The 884-nt window shown below is 68.0% G+C and carries 1 rRNA gene; it reads left to right on the top strand.

The window, feature by feature from the left end:
* Positions 1–3 precede the first annotated feature (3 nt).
* Positions 4–120 (top strand): 5S ribosomal RNA (gene rrf, locus HOV91_RS39165).
* The last annotated feature ends 764 nt before the right edge of the window (positions 121–884 follow it).

The following is an 884-nucleotide window of genomic DNA, read 5'->3' as shown; positions in this document are numbered from 1 at the left end:
AGTTACGGCGGCCATAGCGGTAGGGAAACGCCCGGTCCCATTCCGAACCCGGAAGCTAAGCCTGCCAGCGCCGATGGTACTGCACTCGACAGGGTGTGGGAGAGTAGGACACCGCCGGAACATCCTTTGCGATAGGGGACCCAGATTCTGGGTCCCCTATCTGCGTTTGAGCACCTGATGGAGCTCTGGCGAACCTTGCCCGTGCCCGCGTCCCACCGCAGGTGCGTGATTGAATTTGTGGGCATATCGACTTTTTGCGAAACCAAGAAAGGGAGCACCGTGCCGGACGAAAACGACGATCGGAAGCCCTTCCGGCGCGGCGCTCCAGACTCCGGGTCCGGCGGGCGAGGTGACCAGCCGGACCGCGACCGACGCGGCGGCGGGTTCAACCGTAGAGGCGATTCGGGGGAACGGGGCGGCTCTCCACGCCGCGGGGAATCGGGCGGCTACACCCAGCGGGAGGGTTCTTCCGACCGAGGTGGTTTCCAACGCCGCGACAATTCCGGCGGGTTCAACCGCCGCGGGGATAGTGGCGGTCAGGACCAGCGCAGCAGCTCGGGCGAGCGCGGTGGGTTCAGACGCCAGGAATCCGGAGACCGAGGTGGTGCCACCGGTGGCTTCCCTCGCGGGGGTGACGCACCCAAGCGCGGTGGTTTCCGACGCGGGGAAGAGTCCGCGGGCCGTGGCGGTTCGGCTGCCAGAGGTGGGTCCGGCGACCGGGGCGGATTCCAGCGCAACCCGGACTCCGGTGAACGGGGCGGTTTCAAACGCAGGAACGATTCCGGCGAGCGGCGTGACGAGTCGCGGGGCGGGTTCCGCCCCGGCGGCGACTCCGGTGCTCGCGGAGGCTTCGATCGCGGCGAATCCCGCGGTGGGTTCAACCG

This window comes from Nocardia barduliensis, assembly GCF_013315795.1.
Taxonomy (GTDB): domain Bacteria; phylum Actinomycetota; class Actinomycetes; order Mycobacteriales; family Mycobacteriaceae; genus Nocardia; species Nocardia barduliensis.
The sequence above is the reverse complement of the archived record's forward strand: the minus strand, read 5'-3'. Positions and strand labels throughout refer to the sequence as shown.